Source organism: Streptococcus sp. 2741 (genome assembly GCF_013276315.1).
In the GTDB taxonomy this organism is placed as follows: domain Bacteria; phylum Bacillota; class Bacilli; order Lactobacillales; family Streptococcaceae; genus Streptococcus; species Streptococcus pseudopneumoniae.
The window spans coordinates 1-19,432 of the sequence record NZ_VMKU01000036.1 but is presented as its reverse complement, the minus strand read 5'-3'; the positions used below and the strand labels follow the sequence as shown (position 1 = coordinate 19,432).

Here is a 19,432-nt window from a genome sequence, read left to right as displayed (position 1 = left end):
TTAAGATTTTATATTGTTCTTAGTAAAATGGGACTTATAGATTCTATGAAATCACGAAAAAAGATAAATATTTTTAAAATATCTTGGGACTTTAATATAACATTATCTGAAAAATTAAACTATAAAAGATTTAATAAGAATTTTGAAAAAATCCTATTTGGTATTTTCCCATTGGCTCTTATTTTGCAATGTTTTATTATGTATATTTATAGGGCGGATATTTTGACTAATTTCCAAAACTTTCCAATAACGCTAAACATTCTTTTATTTTGGTTGCTTGTTGTTATTATGTCTGCAACGATACATGAATTTAGTCATGCAATAATTGCTAATAATTATCAAATTGAGATCCCAAATTGTGGAATAATGCTACTTTTGTTTAATTTGGCTTTTTTTGTAGATTTAAGTGGGGTGCAATTCTTAAAAAATAAAAAACAATTTTTGAAAATTATGTTAGCAGGAATTGCTTCAAATTCGATTTTATCACTTACAGGTTTACTTGTTTTATTGTTCACATCGTATAAATTGCTTGGACTCTTATTTTTTATCATTAACTTAGGTATGATTTTTATTAATTCAATTCCTTTTTTTCAGTATGATAGTGGTATTATTTTAAGATACTTGAATTCTAACAATAATAACTTGAATTTTCAATATATAGTTCAACTTTTAATAGCATTTGTTATTATTTATTTCCCTTTGAGTCAACTATTACAGTTTTTGACACCTAATATTATTGTTCGTAGTATAGGAGGGGTGGTTGTTTCTATACTGCTTTCTATATTATATGAGAGGAAGGACGAAATATGTTCTACGTAAATAGTTATGTTTTTGCTTATAAAAAAGAAGGTATAATGTATTTGCGTGGTCGGAGTATGCGGGAAATAGCTATAGAACCTCAAATTTCGCAAGAATTTATCAACGATCTATTTAATAGTTGTAAGGAACTATTAGAGATAGAAGAAGTATTAGGCAGTAAACTAACATTTGAACTATTAAATGAACAAATTTTAGTTTCGGATGAGATAGATATTGATAGGAGATATTCTAGAACTAAAGGTTACTGTTCGTTATTTTATAATGAAGAGTATAATAAAATACAGAATAAAACAGTATTAGTATTAGGAGCAGGAGCCTTAGGATGTTATATATCTCTAAGTCTAAGTATGTATGGAGTGAGGAAACTTATTGTCGCTGATTACGATATAATAGAACCATCAAATTTAAATAGGCAAATTCTTTATACAGAGTCGGATGTTGGTAAGGAGAAGATTAATGTTCTTTCTGAAAAAATACACAAGTATAATTCAGATGTTCAGGTAGTACCTATTTCTATTAAAGTTTCTTCAGTAGAAGAATTAGAAAACATTGTTGCGGAATATGGGAGTATAGATTTTATCGTTAAAGGAATTGATACGCCCATTGATATTATAAAAATTGTCAATCAATTTGCTGTATCGCATAAGATATCCTACATATCAGGAGGGTTTAATGGATGCTATCTTATTATTGATAATATATATATCCCTACCATCGGTTCTTGCTTTGGTTGTCGGAATATAAACAAAGATATAAATAAGTACACTTTATCTGATAAGACAAAGTGGCCGACTACACCAGAGATGCCTGCTATTTTGGGAGGGATAATGACTAATTTAATAATTAAAATATTTCTGGGATGTTATAATGAAATCCTAATAGATAACGCTTACGTTTATAATATGAGAAATCATGCTCTAAGTCAAGAAAAATATGTTCTGGAAAACGGAGAATGTCCAATTTGTAAAAAAAAATAATAAAGTGAAAGATAACAATATTAGAGCGAAAACATTTATTCGTTCAGTTTGTTTTTGCTTATTATCAGGAGGAGTAGCTTTTTTATCTGCTATTGGGCAGTTCGCTGTTATAGAAACACAATTAATAGTATTGTTCTTGGGTATTATTTTTGCTATATATTATGCTTACTACAATAAAAATGTTCAAACATCATTGGAAAATATAGTATGGCTTTTTTCATCGTTTGAGATTTTATTTTTGCTTGTTAATTTTAGAACATTTATTCAGTTACCAGTGGATATTTTTATTGGTATGATAATATTTTTAATGCTGTGGATATTTATTATGTTAGGTATAGTGTGTCTTAGTTATTATATAACTTTATTATTTAGCAAGGAGGCTTAGTATGTTTAAAAAAATAGGTATAATGAGCGTTTGCATATATATAATTATTTTATACTGCTTGAGAATGTATCATATTATCAATAATATTGAAACAATCTTGCTAACGGTTATATGCTTAATGTTATTGTTTTTTTTAAGACGTTTATTTGATAAAGATAAGTAAATAGATGTTAAGTAAAAATGTAGAATATAAAGGAGGTGCAATGAGTATGATTGAAGTTAGCCATTTATCAAAAAGTTTTGGTGATAAAATAGCTTTAAATAATATAAGCTTCACTGTTAAAGAAGGTTAGATTTTTGGATTTTTAGGACCATCTGGTTCTGGAAAGACCACAACGATTAATATTCTGACTGGGCAGTTCCTTGCCGATAAAGGACAATCTATTATTTTGGGACAAAAATCTCAAAATTTAACAAGCGGTGAATTAAAGAGAATTGGATTGGTTAGCGATACAAGTGGATTTTATGAGAAAATGTCTCTGTATAACAATCTTCTTTTTTATAGTAAATTTTATAATATTAGTAAATCACGTGTTGATAATTTGTTAAAGCGAGTAGGATTATATGATAGTCGCAAGATGGTAGCAGGAAAATTATCCACTGGAATGAGGCAACGAATGCTTTTAGCACGAGCTCTTATCAACAACCCCGCTGTACTCTTTCTGGATGAACCGACCTCAGGTCTAGATCCCACAACTTCTCGGACAATTCATGAGTTAATTTTAGAATTGAAAACAGCAGGGACAACGATTTTTCTAACGACTCATGATATGAATGAAGCAACTCTTTTATGTGATTATGTTGCCTTATTAAATAAAGGAAAATTAGTTGAGCAAGGAGCTCCTTCTGAACTCATTCAAAGATATAATAAAGATAAAAAGATTAAGTTTACAGATTATAATGGGAATCAGATAACTTTTGATTTTACATCACTAGAACAGGTATCTCAGGCTGATCTGGAAAATATTTTTTCAATTCATTCATGTGAGCCTACTTTAGAAGATATTTTTATCACATTAACAGAAGGAAAGCTAAATGCTTAAACGGTTTCTGGCTTTGGTATGGTTGCGTTGTCAAATTATCCTTTCCAATAAGAGTATTTTATTGCAAGTTTTAGTGCCTTTTGCTTTCACATATTTTTATAAATATCTTATGGAAACACAGGGGAAGGTCAACGATCAACAGGCATTAGTTCTTTTGATGATGTGTTTACCTTTTTCTTTGGCTTTGGCTGTTGGAAGTCCTATAACTATTATCTTGTCTGAAGAAAAAGAAAAGTACAATTTACAAACTCTTCTGTTGAGTGGTGTTAAAGGCTCCGAATACATTTTATCAACTATGTTTCTTCCTTTTTTGCTAACTTTTGTGATTATGGGAACTACTCCTCTTATTTTAGGAGTTACAATTGTACATACTTTTAATTATATTACAATCGTTCTTCTAACCTCTTTATCCATCATTTTATTCTATTTATTGATAGGTTTAACCGCGAAGAGCCAAGTAGTAGCTCAGGTTATCAGTCTTCCTGCTATGATTTTAGTTGCTTTCTTACCGATGCTATCTGGTTTGGATAAGACAGTTGCGAAGATAACAGATTATAGTTTTATGGGACTGTTTACTAAGTTTTTCACAAAATGGGAGGAATTTTCATGGAATAAAACTCTAATTCCTAATCTAACACTACTTATTTGGATTGTTCTTCTATTAACTTTAATTACGCTAACTATTAGGAAAAAGAAAATTTCTTAATTGAGTTATTTTAATGATTATAAACACAAGTGGGAAGGAAAAAATGAACTGATCTTTTTGACAGCAATTCTACAGAATAGTCTTATTGCTATATTTTGATTTGAGTGTACGAAAAAAGAAAAATAACAATAGTGCTCATACTAATTGCAGAAGTTTTGGGTGATAAGATAACTGATAAATTGCAATAAAAAATGCAACATTTTTAAATCTCCTCTATAAGTGCTTCAAAAAGTGCTTCAAAACCTGTCTTGTAATCCAAGTATTTTTGGGGACGGTGATTAATAAGCTAGCAAAGCATCATTAAGGATTTTTTCGGTAATTGTTGCCAAATCGGTTTAAGAAAATACCCACGAAGAAGTCCATTCGCATTCTCATTACTTCCCCTTTGCCAAGATGAATAGGCATCCGCAAAATAAAACAGAATTCCCATTTGTTCAATTAAAGGGTAACAAGCAAACTCTTTTTCTCTGTCCGAAGTGAAAGTCTTTAACTATTCTTTTGGAAAAAGTCTTGTGAGGTGTTCAATAGCAGTCAACATGGATTTAGCTGTTTTTACTTGACAAGTACTAGTAGAAATAATAGAATAATAGAAAACCTTTAAAGCAGTCCAGAGAGGCAGCTAAGGTTAGACGGTGAAAGGGTGGAGACTACCCATTTTTCGTGGAACCTTGCTGTTGGCAGGTTCCTTTTTTCGTGGCTTCTGTTGGCCAGACTCTCTCACTAGCAAAGGTAAAAGGAGAAACCTATGCGAGAACATCGTCCAGTCATTGCTCTTGATTTTCCTAGTTTTGAGGCGGTCAAGGAATTTTTAGCTCTTTTCCCAGAAGCGGAAAGTCTTTATCTCAAGGTAGGGATGGAGCTTTATTACGCAACGGGGCCTGGGATTGTGTCCTACCTGAAAGGCTTGGGTCATAGTGTCTTTTTAGATCTCAAGCTTCATGACATTCCTAATACAGTCAAGTCAGCCATGAAGGTCTTGTCTCAGCTTGGTGTCGATATGACTAATGTCCATGCGGCTGGTGGTGTAGAGATGATGAAGGCGGCGCGTGAAGGTCTTGGGAGTCAAGCCAAATTGATCGCTGTAACGCAGCTGACCTCAACCTCAGAAGAGCAGATGCAGGAGTTTCAAAATATTCAAACCAGTCTGCAAGAGTCTGTGATTCACTATGCCAAGAAGACAGCTGAAGCGGGTTTGGATGGTGTCGTTTGCTCAGCTCAGGAAGTGCAAATCATCAAGCAGGCTACCAATCCAGATTTTATCTGTCTGACACCGGGCATTCGTCCTACAGGTGCTGCTGTTGGAGACCAAAAACGCGTTATGACACCTGCTGATGCCTATCACATCGGCAGTGACTATATCGTAGTGGGACGTCCCATTACCCAAGCTGAGGATCCTGTTGCAGCTTATCATGCCATCAAGGATGAATGGACACAGGACTGGAATTAAAGAACTAGATTAGAAAAATAAAAGGAGAATACCATGACACTTGCTAAAGATATCGCTAGCCACCTCTTGAAAATCCAAGCCGTTTACCTCAAACCAGAGGAGCCTTTCACTTGGGCCTCTGGTATCAAGTCGCCGATTTATACGGACAACCGTGTGACACTTGCCTATCCAGAGACTCGTACTCTCATTGAAAATGGTTTTGTGGAAGCTATCAAAGAAGCCTTTCCTGAGGTTGAGGTGATTGCAGGAACTGCAACAGCAGGGATTCCTCACGGAGCCATCATTGCTGACAAGATGAACCTGCCATTTGCCTACATCCGTAGCAAACCAAAAGACCACGGAGCTGGTAATCAAATCGAAGGTCGCGTAGCTCAAGGTCAAAAAATGGTAGTGGTTGAAGACCTTATTTCAACGGGTGGTTCTGTTCTTGAAGCCGTAGTAGCAGCTAAACGCGAAGGAGCAGATGTACTTGGAGTTGTAGCGATTTTTAGTTACCAATTGCCAAAAGCAGATAAGAACTTTGCAGATGCTGGTGTGAAATTGGTGACGCTTTCTAACTACAGTGAACTCATCCACCTAGCCCAAGAAGAAGGCTATATCACGCCAGAAGGACTCGACCTTCTAAAACGCTTTAAGGAAGACCAAGAAAATTGGCAAGAGGTGTAAAAAAATCAAAAGACTAAAAGGTTAAAAATTATACTATTCTGTCATATCAGGTGTATGAATGACAAGATTCAAGTTGTTAATGTTTTTTTACGTCAATTGTTTCAGCTTTAGATTTGCTTGGCTTGCTCTCATATAAAAAGTAGCACACGTCATGAAAGTTACAAGGGTTAAAGTGTAATCCATAAATATTGTCAAATCCCTTTTCTGAGATGTTGGAATTTCTTGCTTATCCCAGTCTTTTCAGTGATTTGGCTCAGTGATCTTAGCGTCAGGTTCTTTTTAGTTTTGAAAGATTATCCGTGAATTTCTTGCTTATTTATGATAAAATGGGAGTATCGCAAAAAATGACTCATCGTATTCAATTTTGAGTAAAACTAGGAGGATCCCATGTCTACAGAACATATGGAAGAACTAAATGACCAGCAGATCGTTCGCCGTGAAAAAATGGCTGCGCTCCGTGAACAAGGAATCGATCCTTTCGGAAAACGCTTTGAACGCACTGCAAATTCACAAGAATTAAAAGATAAATTTGCTGACCTCGATAAAGAACAATTACACGATAAAAACGAAACAGCTACTATCGCAGGACGCTTGGTAACCAAACGTGGTAAAGGTAAAGTAGGTTTTGCCCACCTTCAAGACCGCGAAGGTCAAATCCAGATCTACGTTCGTAAGGATGCTGTCGGTGAAGAAAACTACGAAATCTTCAAAAAAGCAGACCTTGGTGACTTCCTTGGTGTCGAAGGTGAAGTGATGCGTACGGATATGGGAGAACTCTCTATCAAGGCTACTCACATCACACACTTGTCTAAGGCCCTTCGTCCTCTTCCTGAGAAATTCCATGGTTTGACAGACGTTGAAACAATTTACCGTAAACGTTACCTTGACTTGATTTCTAACCGTGAAAGCTTTGAACGCTTTGTCACTCGTTCAAAAATCATCTCTGAAATTCGTCGTTACCTTGACCAAAAAGGTTTCCTTGAAGTGGAAACACCTGTTCTTCACAACGAAGCTGGTGGTGCTTCTGCCCGTCCATTTATCACCCACCACAATGCCCAAAACATTGACATGGTGCTTCGTATCGCGACTGAGCTTCACTTGAAACGCCTTATCGTGGGTGGTATGGAACGCGTCTATGAAATTGGCCGTATCTTCCGTAACGAAGGAATGGATGCTACTCACAACCCTGAGTTCACTTCTATCGAAGTTTACCAAGCATACGCAGACTTCCAAGATATCATGGACTTGACGGAAGGCATTATCCAACATGCTGCTAAATCAGTTAAGGGCGACGGCCCAGTCAACTACCAAGGAACTGAAATCAAAATCAACGAACCATTTAAACGTGTTCACATGGTGGATGCTATCAAAGAAATTACTGGTGTAGATTTCTGGCAAGATATGACTTTGGAAGAAGCTAAGGCCATCGCTGCTGAGAAGAAAGTTCCAGTTGAGAAACACTATACTGAGGTTGGTCACATCATCAATGCCTTCTTTGAAGAGTTTGTTGAAGAAACTTTAATCCAACCAACCTTTGTCTATGGACATCCAGTAGCTGTATCTCCACTGGCTAAGAAGAACCCTGAAGACCAACGCTTTACTGACCGTTTTGAGCTCTTCATCATGACTAAGGAGTACGGTAATGCCTTTACTGAGCTCAACGATCCAATCGACCAGCTTAGTCGTTTTGAAGCCCAAGCAAAAGCAAAAGAACTTGGTGACGATGAAGCGACCGGTATCGACTATGACTACATCGAGGCTCTTGAATATGGTATGCCACCAACAGGTGGTTTGGGAATCGGTATCGACCGTCTCTGCATGCTTCTCACTGATACAACTACTATCCGTGATGTATTGCTCTTCCCAACAATGAAATAAGCTCTTATCCTCTGGTACTTGCCAGGGGATTTTTGGCTCTTTGTCAACTGTAGTGGGTTGAAGTCAGCTAATATCTAGAAAGGACACATTTCGTCCTTTCTTTTTTGATGTTCAGAGCGATGAAAATCCGTTTTTTGAAGTTTTCAAAGTTCCGAAAACCAAAGACATTGCGTTTGATGAGTTTAATGAGATTATTCGTTGCTTCTAATTTGGCGTTAGAATAGTGTAGTTGAAGGGCGTTGACAATCTTCTCTTTATCTTTGAGGAAGGTTTTAAAGAAAGTCTGAAAAAGAGGATGAACCTGCTTAAGATTGTCTTCAATAAGTCCGAAAAATCTGTCAGGCTCCTTATTCTGAAAGTGAAAAATCAAGAGCTGGTAGAAATCATAGTGGTGTTTCAAGTCTTCTGAATAGCTCAAAAGTCTATCTAGAATTTTTTTTATTGGTCAAGTGCATACGAAAAGTAGGGCGATAAAATCGTTTATCGCTGAGTTTACGACTATCTTGCTGGATGAGCTTCCAGTAGAGCTTGATAGCCTTGTATTCATGAGACTTTCGATCCAATTGATTCATGATTTGGACACGGACACGACTCATAGCACGGCTTAGATGTTGCACAATGTGAAAACAATCAAGAACAATTTTTGCATTAGGGAGTGAAACAGTCTGGGAGATGTTTCAGCCTGAGCCTAGAAATTCGAAAGCGAAGCTGTTTAGCCAAGTCATAGTAAGGACTAAACATATCCATAGTAATAATTTTGACGCGACATCGGACGGCTCTATCATACTTAAGAAAGTGATTACGAATGACAGCTTGTGTTCTACCCTCAAGAACAGTGATGATATTGAGCTTGTTAAAATCTTGCGCAATGAAACTCATCTTTCCCTTGGTGAACTCATACTCGTCCCATGATATAATCTCAGGAAGGCTATTGTAAAAAAAATAAAATTAGGTTATAATGACTTCTGATAAATGATTTTACTACAAAAGGTTGGGTTAACTAAGGTGATGTTATGAAAACAGGGGCGTTAAGAATTTATTTTGGTTATGCTGCAGGAGTTGGAAAAACCTATGCTATGCTTAGAGAAGCGCAGCGAGCTCAAAAAGCTGGAGTAGATGTGGTAGTAGGTTACATTGAACCTCATAATCGACCTGAGACTATGGCTTTACTGATTGGTCTTGAGCAATTATCTCCTAAAACAATAAAATATAAAGGTATCACCTTGAATGAGTTTGATATTGATACTGCTTTAAGGCGTCAACCACGCATTATTTTAGTGGATGAATTGGCTCATACTAACTGTTTTGAGTCACGTAATAAAAAGAGGTACCAAGATATTAAGGAACTGCTTTATGCAGGGATTGATGTCTATACTACTGTAAATGTCCAACATATTGAAAGTTTAAACGATGTGATTGAAGCTATTACAGGGATTCAAGTTAATGAGATAATTCCAGATGCTATTTTTGATCAGGCTGATCAGATTGAACTTGTAGATATTGACCCATCAGATTTACTTGAACGATTGGATAAAGGAAAAATTTATTCTAAATCGCAAGCTAAATTGGCCAAGCGTCACTTTTTTACTGAAGAAAAGTTAATATCTTTGAGAGAAATCGCTTTGCGCAAAGCAGCTGATCAGATTAATGGAAGTGCTTTTCGAGGAAAAAAAGTTAAAGATAGTATTGTGACCAAGGAACATGTCTTGGTCTGTGTGTCACCCTCTCCCTCCTCTTCACATGTCATTCGCGCTGCTTCAAGATTAGCAAGTGCTCTTAATGCAGACTTTACAGCCCTGTATATTGGTAGTTTAGATAGGGAACTGACTAATCAGGAGTTACATCAGAACTTGGAATTGGCAGAGCGGTTGGGAGCTAAGGTGACAGTTATGGATTATAATAATGTGACCAAGCAGATTGCTGATTACGCAAAATTGAGCCGTGTTTCTAAGTTAGTAGTCGGAAAAAGTGGCTACAGAACTATTTGGCCTAAAGAAAATATTGTGGAAGTTCTTAGTAAGAATGTTCCTGATTTGGATATGTTTGTAGTCCATAATACTAGAGGAAAAAAAGAGACTTCGGTTGGTAAGCTCTCGTTGCCTTCTTGGTTTTCTAAATGGCAATTTTCTTTCAGTGATTTGGTTAAAACACTGGTGGTATTGTTGCTAGTAACCTTAACAGGTCTTTTATTTCGTTTCTGGAATCTCAGTACCAACAACATTATAATAATATACATATTAAGTGTTCAAATAAATGCTGTTTGGACAAAAGGAAAACTTTATAGTGTGATTTCTTCTATTTTATCAGTTCTTTGTTTTAATTACTTTTTTGTGGCCCCCTACTACACTTTTACTTCTTTTAATCCTACTTATCCTATGACTTTTGCTATTATGTTAATTACTGGTCTGATTACTTCTAGTCTCATAAAAAGGATTCAAGAGCAGGCAAGATTATCTACTGAAAAATCTTATCTAACAGAGTTGTTACTACAAACAAATAGAGGATTATCTCAGGCAGACTCTATTCCTTCTATTTTAGAAGAACTAGCTATTCAAGTCAAAAAATTATTGAATAGTGATGTGGTGATTTATCCTGTAACAGGTGGTACTTTGGAGACGCCGAAATATTTCCCTACCAGTCATTCTTTGAGGACCTTAGCTGATTACTATCAGTACAATGAGCGAGGAGTGGTTGAGTGGGTTTTATATAATAATAAACAAGCTGGAGCAACAACAAACACCTTGTCTGCTGCTAAATTTCTGTATTTATCTGTCAGAGGTAAAGATTCTGTTTTTGCTATTATTGGTATTTTAATAGAGGATAAAACAATGATTGACCTGTTTGAAAAATCTGTTATTCTAACTGTTTTAGGAGAGGCATCCTTGGCATTAGAAAAAGAAGCATTACGCGAAGAACAACAAAAAATGGAACTTAAAATACAAAAAGAACAGTTAAGGGTTGATTTGTTAAGGGGAATCTCACATGATTTGAGAACTCCACTTACAAGCATATCAGGTCAGTCTAAATTAATGATGGAGACGGGGGGAATTATGGAGAAACAGCGTATGATAGAATTAGCTGCCTATATTTACGATGACTCTATGTGGTTGATTAATCTGATTGAAAATTTATTGTCAATTACTAAATTGGATAATGATACTACTCTTTCATTAAGAATAAATGTTTTCGATGAGTTGATTGAAGAAGCTTTGAAACATGTGGATCAACATATTAAGAATCATGACTTTGTTTTAATTTTATCAGATGATTTATTAATAGCTAAAATGGATGCTCCCTTGATTGTGCAAGTACTGGTTAATATCATTAACAATGCAGTTAAATATACGCATGAAGGATCTTTAATTACATTGACGAGTAATAGAAAGGATCAGAACCTGGTGGTTGAGGTTTCTGACGATGGTCCTGGTATTAACGATCAAGCAAAAGAAAAGATTTTTGACCTTTTTTATACATCAGAAAATTTGGCATCCGATGGTAAAAGAGGCCTAGGTATAGGACTATCTTTATGTAAGAGTATTATTACAGCACATGGGGGGACTATTTACGTCCATGACAATACTCCTAAAGGAGTTATCTTTGGATTTACACTACCACTAGCGGAGGTGAATGTATTACATGAAAAATGAAAATGTTAAGATTTTAATTTGTGAAGATGACTCTTCCGTTAACAGACTTTTATCCTTAGCAATGGAAGTTGAAGGTTATCATTATGTATCAGTTCGGACTGGAGAGGAAGCTTTGCGTCAGATCATTTCGCAATTTCCAGATTTATTATTATTGGATTTGGGTTTGCCAGATATGGATGGTAAAGACATTATTGACAAGATTCGTAGCTTTTCACAGCTACCTGTTATTGTTGTTAGTGCACGTGGAGAAGAAAGTGACAAGATTGATGCACTTGATGCTGGGGCAGATGATTATTTGACGAAACCCTTTAGCATTGATGAGCTTTTCGCTCGGTTAAGAGTTAGTCTTAGGAGGTCAAAGCAGATTAATCAACAAAGTGACGGTAATTCTGAAAAATCATCTTTTACTAATGGCTGGCTACATGTTGATTTTTTATCTAATCGTGTATTTGTTAATAACCAAGAAATTCACTTAACCCCGATTGAGTATAAGTTGCTTTGTCTTCTATCAGAGAATGTTGATAGAGTGTTGACTTATCGTTTTATTGTCAAGGAAATTTGGGGATATTATGAGGAAGATTTTTCTGCTTTGAGAGTTTTTGTTAATACATTGCGAAAAAAAATCGAATTAGGATTGGGTTACTCTAAAATGGTTCAAACTCATATTGGTATCGGTTATCGTATGATTAAGATTGAAAATTATGATGACAAATAATCCAAAAAGAATTTTATTCACCTGATTTGTAATTTCTTGGCAGCTATTTGAAACAAGTCTTAGGATAGGTTGTCTTAGGTTATTTTAGGAGACAATCTTTATATAATCTTTATTTTATATCCGTAATCTTTATATCATTTTTATACTTTTCGTGGTAGAATGATTATATTCTTGAAGGAGGATACAATGCTAGTAGATTTCATAATGTTTCTAGTTTTATTTTTTATTTTTTTGTTAATGATTGGTTTTATTGTTTGGTGTGATAAGCACCTTAAAGGTGATTAGAGGGAGAGTGTACTATGATAGTATTAGGAATAATTTTTGGTTTATTAATCTGTTATTTATTTTATGCTCTGTTACACCCGGAGAGATTTTAGGAGGAATGTGAGATGTTACAAATCATATTTGTCTTAGTACTGGCTTGTATTATTATATTACCAACTGGAAAGTATCTTTACCATATAGCTAGCCAGCAAAAAACTTTTGCAGATCCCATTATGGATCCTATTGATAGGTGGATTTATAAGTTGCTTGATGTGGACAAAAAAGGAATGACTTGGAAGGAGTATGCTGTAGCCCTTATTTTAACTAATGCTGTTATGGCTCTAGTGGCTTATGTAATCCTAAGAACACAGGCCTTTTTCTTTTTGAACCCCACCCGTGTTGGTTCATTAGAATCAAGCCTGAGTTTCAATACAGTCATATCTTTTATCACCAATTCTAATTTACAAAATTATGCTGGTGAGAGGGATTTGTCTTTTTTTAGTCAGATGGTTGTCATTACTTTTATGATGTTTACCTCAGCTGCTTCAGGCTATGCTGCTGCTATGGCTTTTATCAGAGGTGTATCAGGCAAGTATCAAGACATGGGGAATTTCTATGTTGACTTTGTTCGGGTGATTACTCGAGTGTTGCTTCCTTTTTCAATAATAGGCTCTTTGTTACTTATTTCACAGGGGGTTCCCCAAACACTATCAAAAGAGTTATATGCGACTACTTTGGAGGGCAATTTACAAGGTCTTATAATGGGACCGGTCGCTTCTCTTGAAATTATTAAACACTTGGGAACCAACGGTGGTGGTTTTTTTGCAGCAAATTCAGCAACTCCCTTTGAAAACCCTAATGTAATCACAAATATTATTGAAATGCTATCTATGATGTTGTTACCAGGTTCTATGGTAGTTGTTTTTGGTCATATGGTTTCATCTAGGAAAAAGGAAGATCATCCCTTTGAATCTGTACAGAAAGTTTCTTATAAGTCCACTAAATCTACGTTTATTAAACTAGGAGGACAGGCAAGACCGCTTCTGATTGTTATGCTATTCTTATTTTTTGTTGGTTTATCCATTATTGTTTGGTCAGAAAGTAGAGGAAATCCTATCTTGCATCAATTGGGTTTGAATCAATCAATGGGAAGTATGGAAGGTAAAGAAGTTAGGTTCGGTATTCCAATGTCTGGTCTATTTACAGAAATAACAACGGCTTTTACAACGGGTTCCGTGAATAATATGCACGATACTTTGACTCCTCTAAGTGGTGGAGTAGCTATGATTAACATGATGCTCAATGTTATATTTGGCGGTAAAGGTGTAGGAATAATGAATATGATGCTGTACGTTCTTCTTACTGTTTTTATTTGTGGATTAATGATTGGGCGTGCACCTGTTTATTTAGGAAAAAAAATTGAAGGTAAAGAAATGACTTTAATTGCTTTAGCCATCATGGTTCACCCTATGATTATTCTAGGTTTTTCAGCAGTAGCTGTCTCATTGCCAGCAGGATTTAACAGTGTTACCAATCCAGGATTTCATTCTTTATCACAAGTGATTTATCAATTTACCTCAGCTTCTGCTAACAACGGATCGGGATTTGAAGGACTAAAAGACAATACTTTATTCTGGAATATATCTACAGGATTAGCTATGTTTTTTGGACGCTATGTGACTTTGATTCTTCAGCTATCGATTGCTGGTTCGTTAATGACTAAGCAACATGTGAATGATTCCCTAGGTTCTTTAAAAACAGATACGGGGACTTTTGCCATTATTTTAGGTGTGATAGTGTTGATTATATCAGCCTTAACTTTCTTACCAGTCCTTGTACTAGGACCTTTAGCTGAATTTCTAACTCAATGAGGTTTATTATGATTTCAAAGAAAACTTACTTTCTGACACAAAAGATACTACTCAGTTCCCTTAAAGGAGCGGTCGTAAAACTTCGCCCTAGTTACATGATTAAAAATCCAGTAATGTTTGTAGTTGAAGTTGGTTTTGTTCTGACCCTCTTTTTAACAATTATCCCCGTTGATGCTCAACAAGATAGCCAAAGTAGTCAATTGTATAATGGCATAGTAGCAGTGATCTTATTTTTAACTTTATTATTTTCTAATTTTGCTGAATCCATTGCGGAAGGAAGAGGAAAAGCACAGGCTGAAAGTTTAAAAAAGACGCAAGAAAATATGACAGCTAGACGACTCTATTTTGACAATGATGGTCAGACCCTTCTTGAAGAAACTATTGAGGCCACAGCCTTGCAAAAAGGAGATATCGTTCTGGTTAAGGTAGGAGAATTAATTCCTGGTGACGGTGAAGTTATTGAAGGAATTGCTTCTGTAGACGAATCAGCTATTACAGGAGAGTCAGCTCCGGTGATCAAAGAACCTGGTGGTGATTTTGCTTTTGTAACAGGAGGGACAACTCTTGCTAGTGACTGGCTTAAGTTGAAAATGACCTCACGTGCTGGAGAGTCTTTCTTGGACAAAATGATTTCCTTGGTAGAGGGTGCTTCTCGGCAAAAAACCCCTAATGAAATTGCCTTGAATACTTTGCTAGTCAGCTTAACAATTATATTCTTAATGGTAATTGGAAGTTTGTACCCGATTGCTAGCGCTTTGCACATAAAGATTACAGTTACTACTCTTGTGGCATTGACCGTATGTTTAATTCCAACAACAATTGGAGGTCTGCTGTCAGCAATTGGAATTGCAGGTATGGATCGCGTTACACGGTTTAATGTGATTGCTATGTCAGGAAAAGCAGTGGAGTCTAGTGGTGATGTGGATACTATGATTTTGGACAAAACAGGAACCATTACCTTTGGAAATCGTATGGCTGCTCATTTTGTTCCTGTAGATGGTGTTAGTCAAGAGTCTTTAATAAGAGCAGCTATGCTAAGTTCTCTACAGGATGATACACCGGAAGGAAAATCAATTGTTAAGCTTGCTAAAGAATATGGGGCAAGTATTCCTCCTATTTCTGAAGATATGACCTTTATTGATTTTACTGCTCAAACACGAATGAGTGGGATAGACTTTGTTGATGGGGGAATGATACGTAAGGGTGCCACAGATGCTATAAGTCGCTATATTAAAGGTAAAGGTGGTGTGATTCCGAAAGATTTGAAGTCTATCAGTGAAAGAATTGCTTCAGCTGGGGGAACCCCACTGGCAGTAGTGGAGGGGCAGAATATTTTGGGAGTGATTGCTCTCAAGGATACCATCAAACCAGGTTTAGTTGAGCGTTTTGCTCGCCTACGGGCAATGGGAATTAAAACTATTATGTGTACCGGTGATAATCCTCTTACCGCTGCGACTATAGCTCAAGAAGCAGGCGTTGATAGCTTTATCGCTGAATGCAAGCCAGAAGATAAAATTGAAGCTATTAAAAAAGAACAACGCTTAGGAAAAGTTGTTGCGATGACAGGAGATGGGACTAATGATGCCCCAGCATTAGCTCAGGCAGATGTCGGTATTGCTATGAATTCTGGAACAAGTGCTGCTAAAGAAGCTGCTAATATGGTGGATTTAGATAGCGATCCAACCAAGATTCTGGATATCGTTGAAATTGGAAAGCAATTATTAATGACGCGAGGAGCTTTAACCACTTTTTCAATTGCTAATGATATTGCCAAATACTTTGCCATTATTCCAGCTATTTTTATGCCCAGTATCCCCCAAATGCAATCGTTAAATATTATGTCATTATCAACGTCTTCCAGCGCAATTTTATCGGCTCTGATTTTCAATGCCATTATTATTCCTCTTCTAATTCCGATTGCGATGAAAGGAGTTTCTTATAAGCCTCAAAGGTCAGAAAAAGTTTTGGCTCATAACATGCTGATTTATGGTTTGGGTGGAGTCTTCATCCCGTTTATTGGAATTAAAATCATTGATATGAGTATTACTCCATTATTGTATCTATTGGGTTTATCCTGATAAGATAAGATTAGTTTAATATAATATAATGTTTAGAGGAATAAGATTGAAACTTATCTACATTGCTTTACGTTTAAAAGAATCAGTGTCTTTTCCTTGGGTTGAACATGAAAGGAATGAATAACAATCATGAGAAAAATATTTATACATATCAGACGTTCTGTCCGACTAAGTCTTTTATTTGGGGCGGTTTGTGGATTATTTTACCCTTTGCTGATTACCGGATTAGGGCAGTTTATTTTTCCTGTTCAAGCCAATGGTAGTCAAATTAAGCAGGATGGGAAGCTTATTGGATCGGCTTTAATTGGGCAAGAATTTTCGTCAGCTGCTTTTCTGCATGGTAGACCATCTGCTATTCAGTATAATACTTACCTTAGCGAGGGAGACCCAAGTGGACAAAGGCGGGATATTACTTCTGGTTCCCAAAATCTGGCTCCTAGTAATCCTGAACTAAAAGTACGTGTTCAAAAGGAACTGTCTCTTCTCATAGAAGAAAACCCAACTATTTCAATCAGAGATATCCCTGCTGATTTGGTAACAACATCGGCTTCGGGATTGGATCCAGAAATCAGTCCAGAAAGTGCTAAACTACAACTCCCCCGTATTTCTAAGACAACAGGTATTAGCTTGCCTAGACTGGAAGAAATCATTGACAAGCATACAGTAACAAAAATTTTTGGATTTCTAGGTGAAGATAGGGTGTCTGTGTTAAAAGTTAACATCGATATTATGAAGGAACTAAACTAACACCGCTGTAAAAGTTATACGGGTATTATTGCAAGTAATTAGTAGTGAGAGGTACGCCTATTACAAAAAAAGGGATAAAAAAGAACTCTTACTTCCTAGACTATATAATCTGATGAGTATCTTACAGATAGAGAAAGGAAGTTGGCATTTATTTATGAACTACTTTTAGCTGGTTTGAGATTTGTGACAAACTCATTTCACTGAAGAATTGTCAATCGAAAGTGATGATGTCCCAAAAAAATGGTGAGATTGAGGGCAATTATTTTGATTTTATTTGATACGAGGAACCCTTGAAGCTGTTTTGTCAAATGAAATGCTTGTCTTAGACTCCTTATTTTCTCTCTCCTAAATGTAAGGGATAGAGTGATTTCCTTTAAGGAACAGCTTCCCATTTAGCGAGAAATAGATTATACTTGTAGCTGAGGAGAATGAAGCTCCTCACTAGTAAACTCTTCATAATCCTTTTTATTTTTCTGAAGATATTGTTTGAAAGATGTGAGTTTCCACGGATGGGTTTGTGGAGGGATATACTTGCGTCTTTCTTTTTTTGTTCTGGTTCTGGTTCAAAGTTTTTCGAATAGAGTTCATGAACTAGTAGCTCCTTTGTGTGATAGATCTTGTCAGCGATATTGAGGTAGATGTCACCGTCAACTTCTTTTATAACGAATGCTTTCGTCTTTCTGCTGAAATAGACTTCTTTTCCTTTCTGTTGATAGGCTAGTAGCAGACGATTGCTTTGTCTTTTAGAAAGGTTCAGTTCGACACAGGCTCGATTCTTTGTTTTCTTTCCTTGGTCTATAGCTTTTATCACAAGATATTTTTTCGCTTCATTCATATTTAGCTGGATCCTTTTCATACGACTATTTTATCAAATGGGACATTTTCACGTTCGATTTACTAAAGACATTATTACATTTGAATTACAAAACCTAAAAAATCAAATGTTTTTCCTTGCAAAATTCGGGGGGGGGGGTGGTATAATTGCTACTAGACTGTATATTCTTCATAGGAGATACAGTGGGGTAAATAGTCGTAAGTTGCTATTTATATATTATTGTCAATCGAAGAGGAAAATGACATGTTCTCTTCAATCATATCTTTAAAGGAGAAAGAGTTATGGATTTTAGAAAGTGTAACAGAGAAAAGGTCTTCCGTTACTCCATTCGTAAGTACCACTTTGGTGCCGCCAGTGTCGCGGTTGCCGCATTGATGTTTTTAGGAGCACGAGCTAGTGTTGTTCAGGCGGATACTACAGTAAATGCTACAGAGGTGTCTCTTGAGAGTTCTGAGCCTAAATCGGATCCAGCTGCGGAGGGAGCTAGTGAAGCTTCGAATGGAAGTGAGCGAAGTGCTGATCAAACAAGTAATTCTGTTCAGCGTACTCCTGTTGGCAGTGATAGGGACGCTTCTCCATCAAGCAATAATGGGGAAAGTTCTGAAGGGTCAGATAGAAGCAACAGTAGTGCCGTTAGCGGAAGTGATAGAAGTGCTGAAGAGACAAGTAACTCTGGTCAGCATGCTCCCGTTAGAAGAGCTAGGAGTGTCGGGGAAGACCGGGCATCAAGGTTGAATGGGGACTATTCATATAATGTTGATCAAGCACCAGTCCCAGATTCAAAAATTAATGATTTTGATTATTTGTTGAGTCGTTGGTATGATGGAATGTTTCATTGGCTGAATGCTAATAGTCATGGTGATGTTTATGAACTTTATACGAATTCCTTTGATGAACAAAAGATAAGACGGAAAGATCGTAATAGAAATAGACATGTGGATAAACTATATAGAGACGATGCAACGACAGATAGTAGTAAATTAAACATTTTCAATTTATATCCAAAGGCTGAGTATGTGAGTCTTTCGATTGTTCCTAATGGAGGTGGTGAAGCTCGCTTAACAGTGGTAGAAGCTGGGGGAAAAGTATTAGATACTATTCCAATACCAGCGAAAGATTTGTGGATAAAACAAAGCGAGTATGATAAACGTGAAAAGCAGAGACAATCCATCGACAAGTCTGCCTTGAAAGCTGAAATTGCGAAAGAAGCTGCAACAAAAGCTGACGCCAAGTACACGAATGCAGACCAAGCTAAGCGTACTGCCTACGACGAAGCTCTTAAAGCAGCGAAAGCTGTAGATGCTAAGCCAGATGCAAGTCAAGCAGAAGTTGAGAAAGCTAAGAATGAATTCGT

At 36.3% G+C, this 19,432-nt stretch carries 14 protein-coding genes and 4 pseudogenes; 15 read left to right on the top strand and 3 right to left on the bottom strand.

Features of this window, described 5'->3' with window-relative positions:
* Window positions 1–45: 45 nt before the first annotated feature.
* The 5 genes and pseudogenes from HT671_RS04465 to HT671_RS04445 all read left to right on the top strand — a co-directional run bounded on the left by HT671_RS04465 (window position 46) and on the right by HT671_RS04445 (window position 3,930).
* Complete coding sequence (locus tag HT671_RS04465) at window positions 46–819, top strand: peptidase M50 family protein (RefSeq protein WP_240148720.1); 774 nt, start codon at window positions 46–48, stop codon at window positions 817–819.
* The gene (locus HT671_RS04460) at window positions 807–1,796 is read left to right on the top strand and encodes a ThiF family adenylyltransferase (protein ID WP_138703195.1); all 990 of its coding nucleotides are present in this window, start codon (window positions 807–809) and stop codon (window positions 1,794–1,796) included. The genes HT671_RS04465 and HT671_RS04460 overlap by 13 nt, the downstream gene beginning before the upstream one ends.
* A gap of 4 nt (window positions 1,797–1,800) precedes the next feature.
* Window positions 1,801–2,181: a hypothetical protein gene (locus HT671_RS04455; RefSeq protein WP_078374353.1), complete on the top strand. Its 381-nt coding sequence runs from the start codon at window positions 1,801–1,803 to the stop codon at window positions 2,179–2,181.
* A 203-nt stretch (window positions 2,182–2,384) separates the two neighbouring features.
* Window positions 2,385–3,224: pseudogene (locus tag HT671_RS04450) on the top strand (ABC transporter ATP-binding protein).
* Entirely contained in the window at window positions 3,217–3,930 is a 714-nt protein-coding gene (locus HT671_RS04445; protein WP_023932991.1) for an ABC transporter permease, read from the top strand. The pseudogene HT671_RS04450 and the gene HT671_RS04445 overlap by 8 nt, the downstream one beginning before the upstream one ends.
* Window positions 3,931–4,132: 202 nt before the next feature.
* Here the strand turns inward: HT671_RS04445 and HT671_RS12035 are convergent.
* Window positions 4,133–4,357, bottom strand: a pseudogene (locus HT671_RS12035) (IS30 family transposase); the annotation flags it as partial.
* 318 nt (window positions 4,358–4,675) lie between these two features.
* On the opposite strand from HT671_RS12035, the gene pyrF reads away from it, so the two are divergent.
* The 3 genes from pyrF (at window position 4,676) to lysS (ending at window position 7,921) form a co-directional block, all read left to right on the top strand.
* Complete coding sequence (gene pyrF / locus HT671_RS04435; RefSeq protein WP_023932993.1) at window positions 4,676–5,377, top strand: orotidine-5'-phosphate decarboxylase; 702 nt, start codon at window positions 4,676–4,678, stop codon at window positions 5,375–5,377.
* A gap of 33 nt (window positions 5,378–5,410) precedes the next feature.
* Window positions 5,411–6,043, top strand: a complete 633-nt coding sequence (pyrE, locus tag HT671_RS04430; RefSeq protein WP_000170920.1) for an orotate phosphoribosyltransferase — start codon at window positions 5,411–5,413, stop codon at window positions 6,041–6,043.
* 387 nt (window positions 6,044–6,430) lie between these two features.
* A complete protein-coding gene (lysS, locus tag HT671_RS04425) occupies window positions 6,431–7,921 on the top strand; it encodes a lysine--tRNA ligase (RefSeq protein ID WP_050207953.1) in 1,491 nt (496 codons plus the stop codon).
* A gap of 67 nt (window positions 7,922–7,988) precedes the next feature.
* Here lysS and HT671_RS04420 read toward each other — a convergent pair.
* Window positions 7,989–8,869: pseudogene (locus HT671_RS04420) on the bottom strand (ISL3 family transposase); the annotation flags it as partial.
* 65 nt (window positions 8,870–8,934) lie between these two features.
* Between HT671_RS04420 and HT671_RS04415 the strand changes: the two are divergent.
* The 6 genes from HT671_RS04415 to kdpC all read left to right on the top strand — a co-directional run bounded on the left by HT671_RS04415 (window position 8,935) and on the right by kdpC (window position 17,243).
* A complete protein-coding gene (locus HT671_RS04415; protein ID WP_172923059.1) occupies window positions 8,935–11,568 on the top strand; it encodes a sensor histidine kinase KdpD in 2,634 nt (877 codons plus the stop codon).
* A complete protein-coding gene (locus HT671_RS04410; protein ID WP_000787304.1) occupies window positions 11,558–12,283 on the top strand; it encodes a response regulator transcription factor in 726 nt (241 codons plus the stop codon). The genes HT671_RS04415 and HT671_RS04410 overlap by 11 nt, the downstream gene beginning before the upstream one ends.
* A gap of 299 nt (window positions 12,284–12,582) precedes the next feature.
* Window positions 12,583–12,660 carry a K(+)-transporting ATPase subunit F gene (gene kdpF / locus HT671_RS04405; protein WP_007285010.1) on the top strand — a complete coding sequence of 26 codons (78 nt, stop codon included), beginning with the start codon at window positions 12,583–12,585 and terminating at the stop codon, window positions 12,658–12,660.
* 12 nt (window positions 12,661–12,672) lie between these two features.
* Window positions 12,673–14,418: a potassium-transporting ATPase subunit KdpA gene (locus HT671_RS04400; protein ID WP_138703196.1), complete on the top strand. Its 1,746-nt coding sequence runs from the start codon at window positions 12,673–12,675 to the stop codon at window positions 14,416–14,418.
* An 8-nt stretch (window positions 14,419–14,426) separates the two neighbouring features.
* Complete coding sequence (kdpB, locus tag HT671_RS04395; protein ID WP_138703197.1) at window positions 14,427–16,496, top strand: potassium-transporting ATPase subunit KdpB; 2,070 nt, start codon at window positions 14,427–14,429, stop codon at window positions 16,494–16,496.
* A 129-nt stretch (window positions 16,497–16,625) separates the two neighbouring features.
* Window positions 16,626–17,243: a potassium-transporting ATPase subunit KdpC gene (kdpC, locus tag HT671_RS04390; protein ID WP_001225808.1), complete on the top strand. Its 618-nt coding sequence runs from the start codon at window positions 16,626–16,628 to the stop codon at window positions 17,241–17,243.
* A gap of 407 nt (window positions 17,244–17,650) precedes the next feature.
* Here kdpC and HT671_RS04385 read toward each other — a convergent pair.
* A pseudogene (locus tag HT671_RS04385) lies at window positions 17,651–17,943 on the bottom strand (ISNCY family transposase); the annotation flags it as partial.
* Window positions 17,944–18,359: 416 nt separating this feature from the next.
* Here HT671_RS04385 and HT671_RS04380 point away from each other — a divergent pair.
* On the top strand, window positions 18,360–19,432 hold a 1,073-nt coding region (locus tag HT671_RS04380; protein ID WP_172923058.1), incomplete at its 3' end, for a YSIRK-type signal peptide-containing protein.

Bases quoted from the DNA above. Each gene is read 5' to 3' on its own strand.
- HT671_RS04410 (WP_000787304.1), top strand. From the start codon at position 11,558: ATGAAAAATGAAAATGTTAAGATTTTAATTTGTGAAGATGACTCTTCC.
- kdpB (WP_138703197.1), top strand. From the start codon at position 14,427: ATGATTTCAAAGAAAACTTACTTTCTGACACAAAAGATACTACTCAGT.
- HT671_RS04460 (WP_138703195.1), top strand. From the start codon at position 807: ATGTTCTACGTAAATAGTTATGTTTTTGCTTATAAAAAAGAAGGTATA.
- pyrF (WP_023932993.1), top strand. From the start codon at position 4,676: ATGCGAGAACATCGTCCAGTCATTGCTCTTGATTTTCCTAGTTTTGAG.
- pyrE (WP_000170920.1), top strand. From the start codon at position 5,411: ATGACACTTGCTAAAGATATCGCTAGCCACCTCTTGAAAATCCAAGCC.
- kdpC (WP_001225808.1), top strand. From the start codon at position 16,626: ATGAGAAAAATATTTATACATATCAGACGTTCTGTCCGACTAAGTCTT.
- HT671_RS04400 (WP_138703196.1), top strand. From the start codon at position 12,673: ATGTTACAAATCATATTTGTCTTAGTACTGGCTTGTATTATTATATTA.
- HT671_RS04465 (WP_240148720.1), top strand. From the start codon at position 46: ATGAAATCACGAAAAAAGATAAATATTTTTAAAATATCTTGGGACTTT.
- HT671_RS04415 (WP_172923059.1), top strand. From the start codon at position 8,935: ATGAAAACAGGGGCGTTAAGAATTTATTTTGGTTATGCTGCAGGAGTT.
- HT671_RS04445 (WP_023932991.1), top strand. From the start codon at position 3,217: ATGCTTAAACGGTTTCTGGCTTTGGTATGGTTGCGTTGTCAAATTATC.
- lysS (WP_050207953.1), top strand. From the start codon at position 6,431: ATGTCTACAGAACATATGGAAGAACTAAATGACCAGCAGATCGTTCGC.
- kdpF (WP_007285010.1), top strand. From the start codon at position 12,583: ATGATAGTATTAGGAATAATTTTTGGTTTATTAATCTGTTATTTATTT.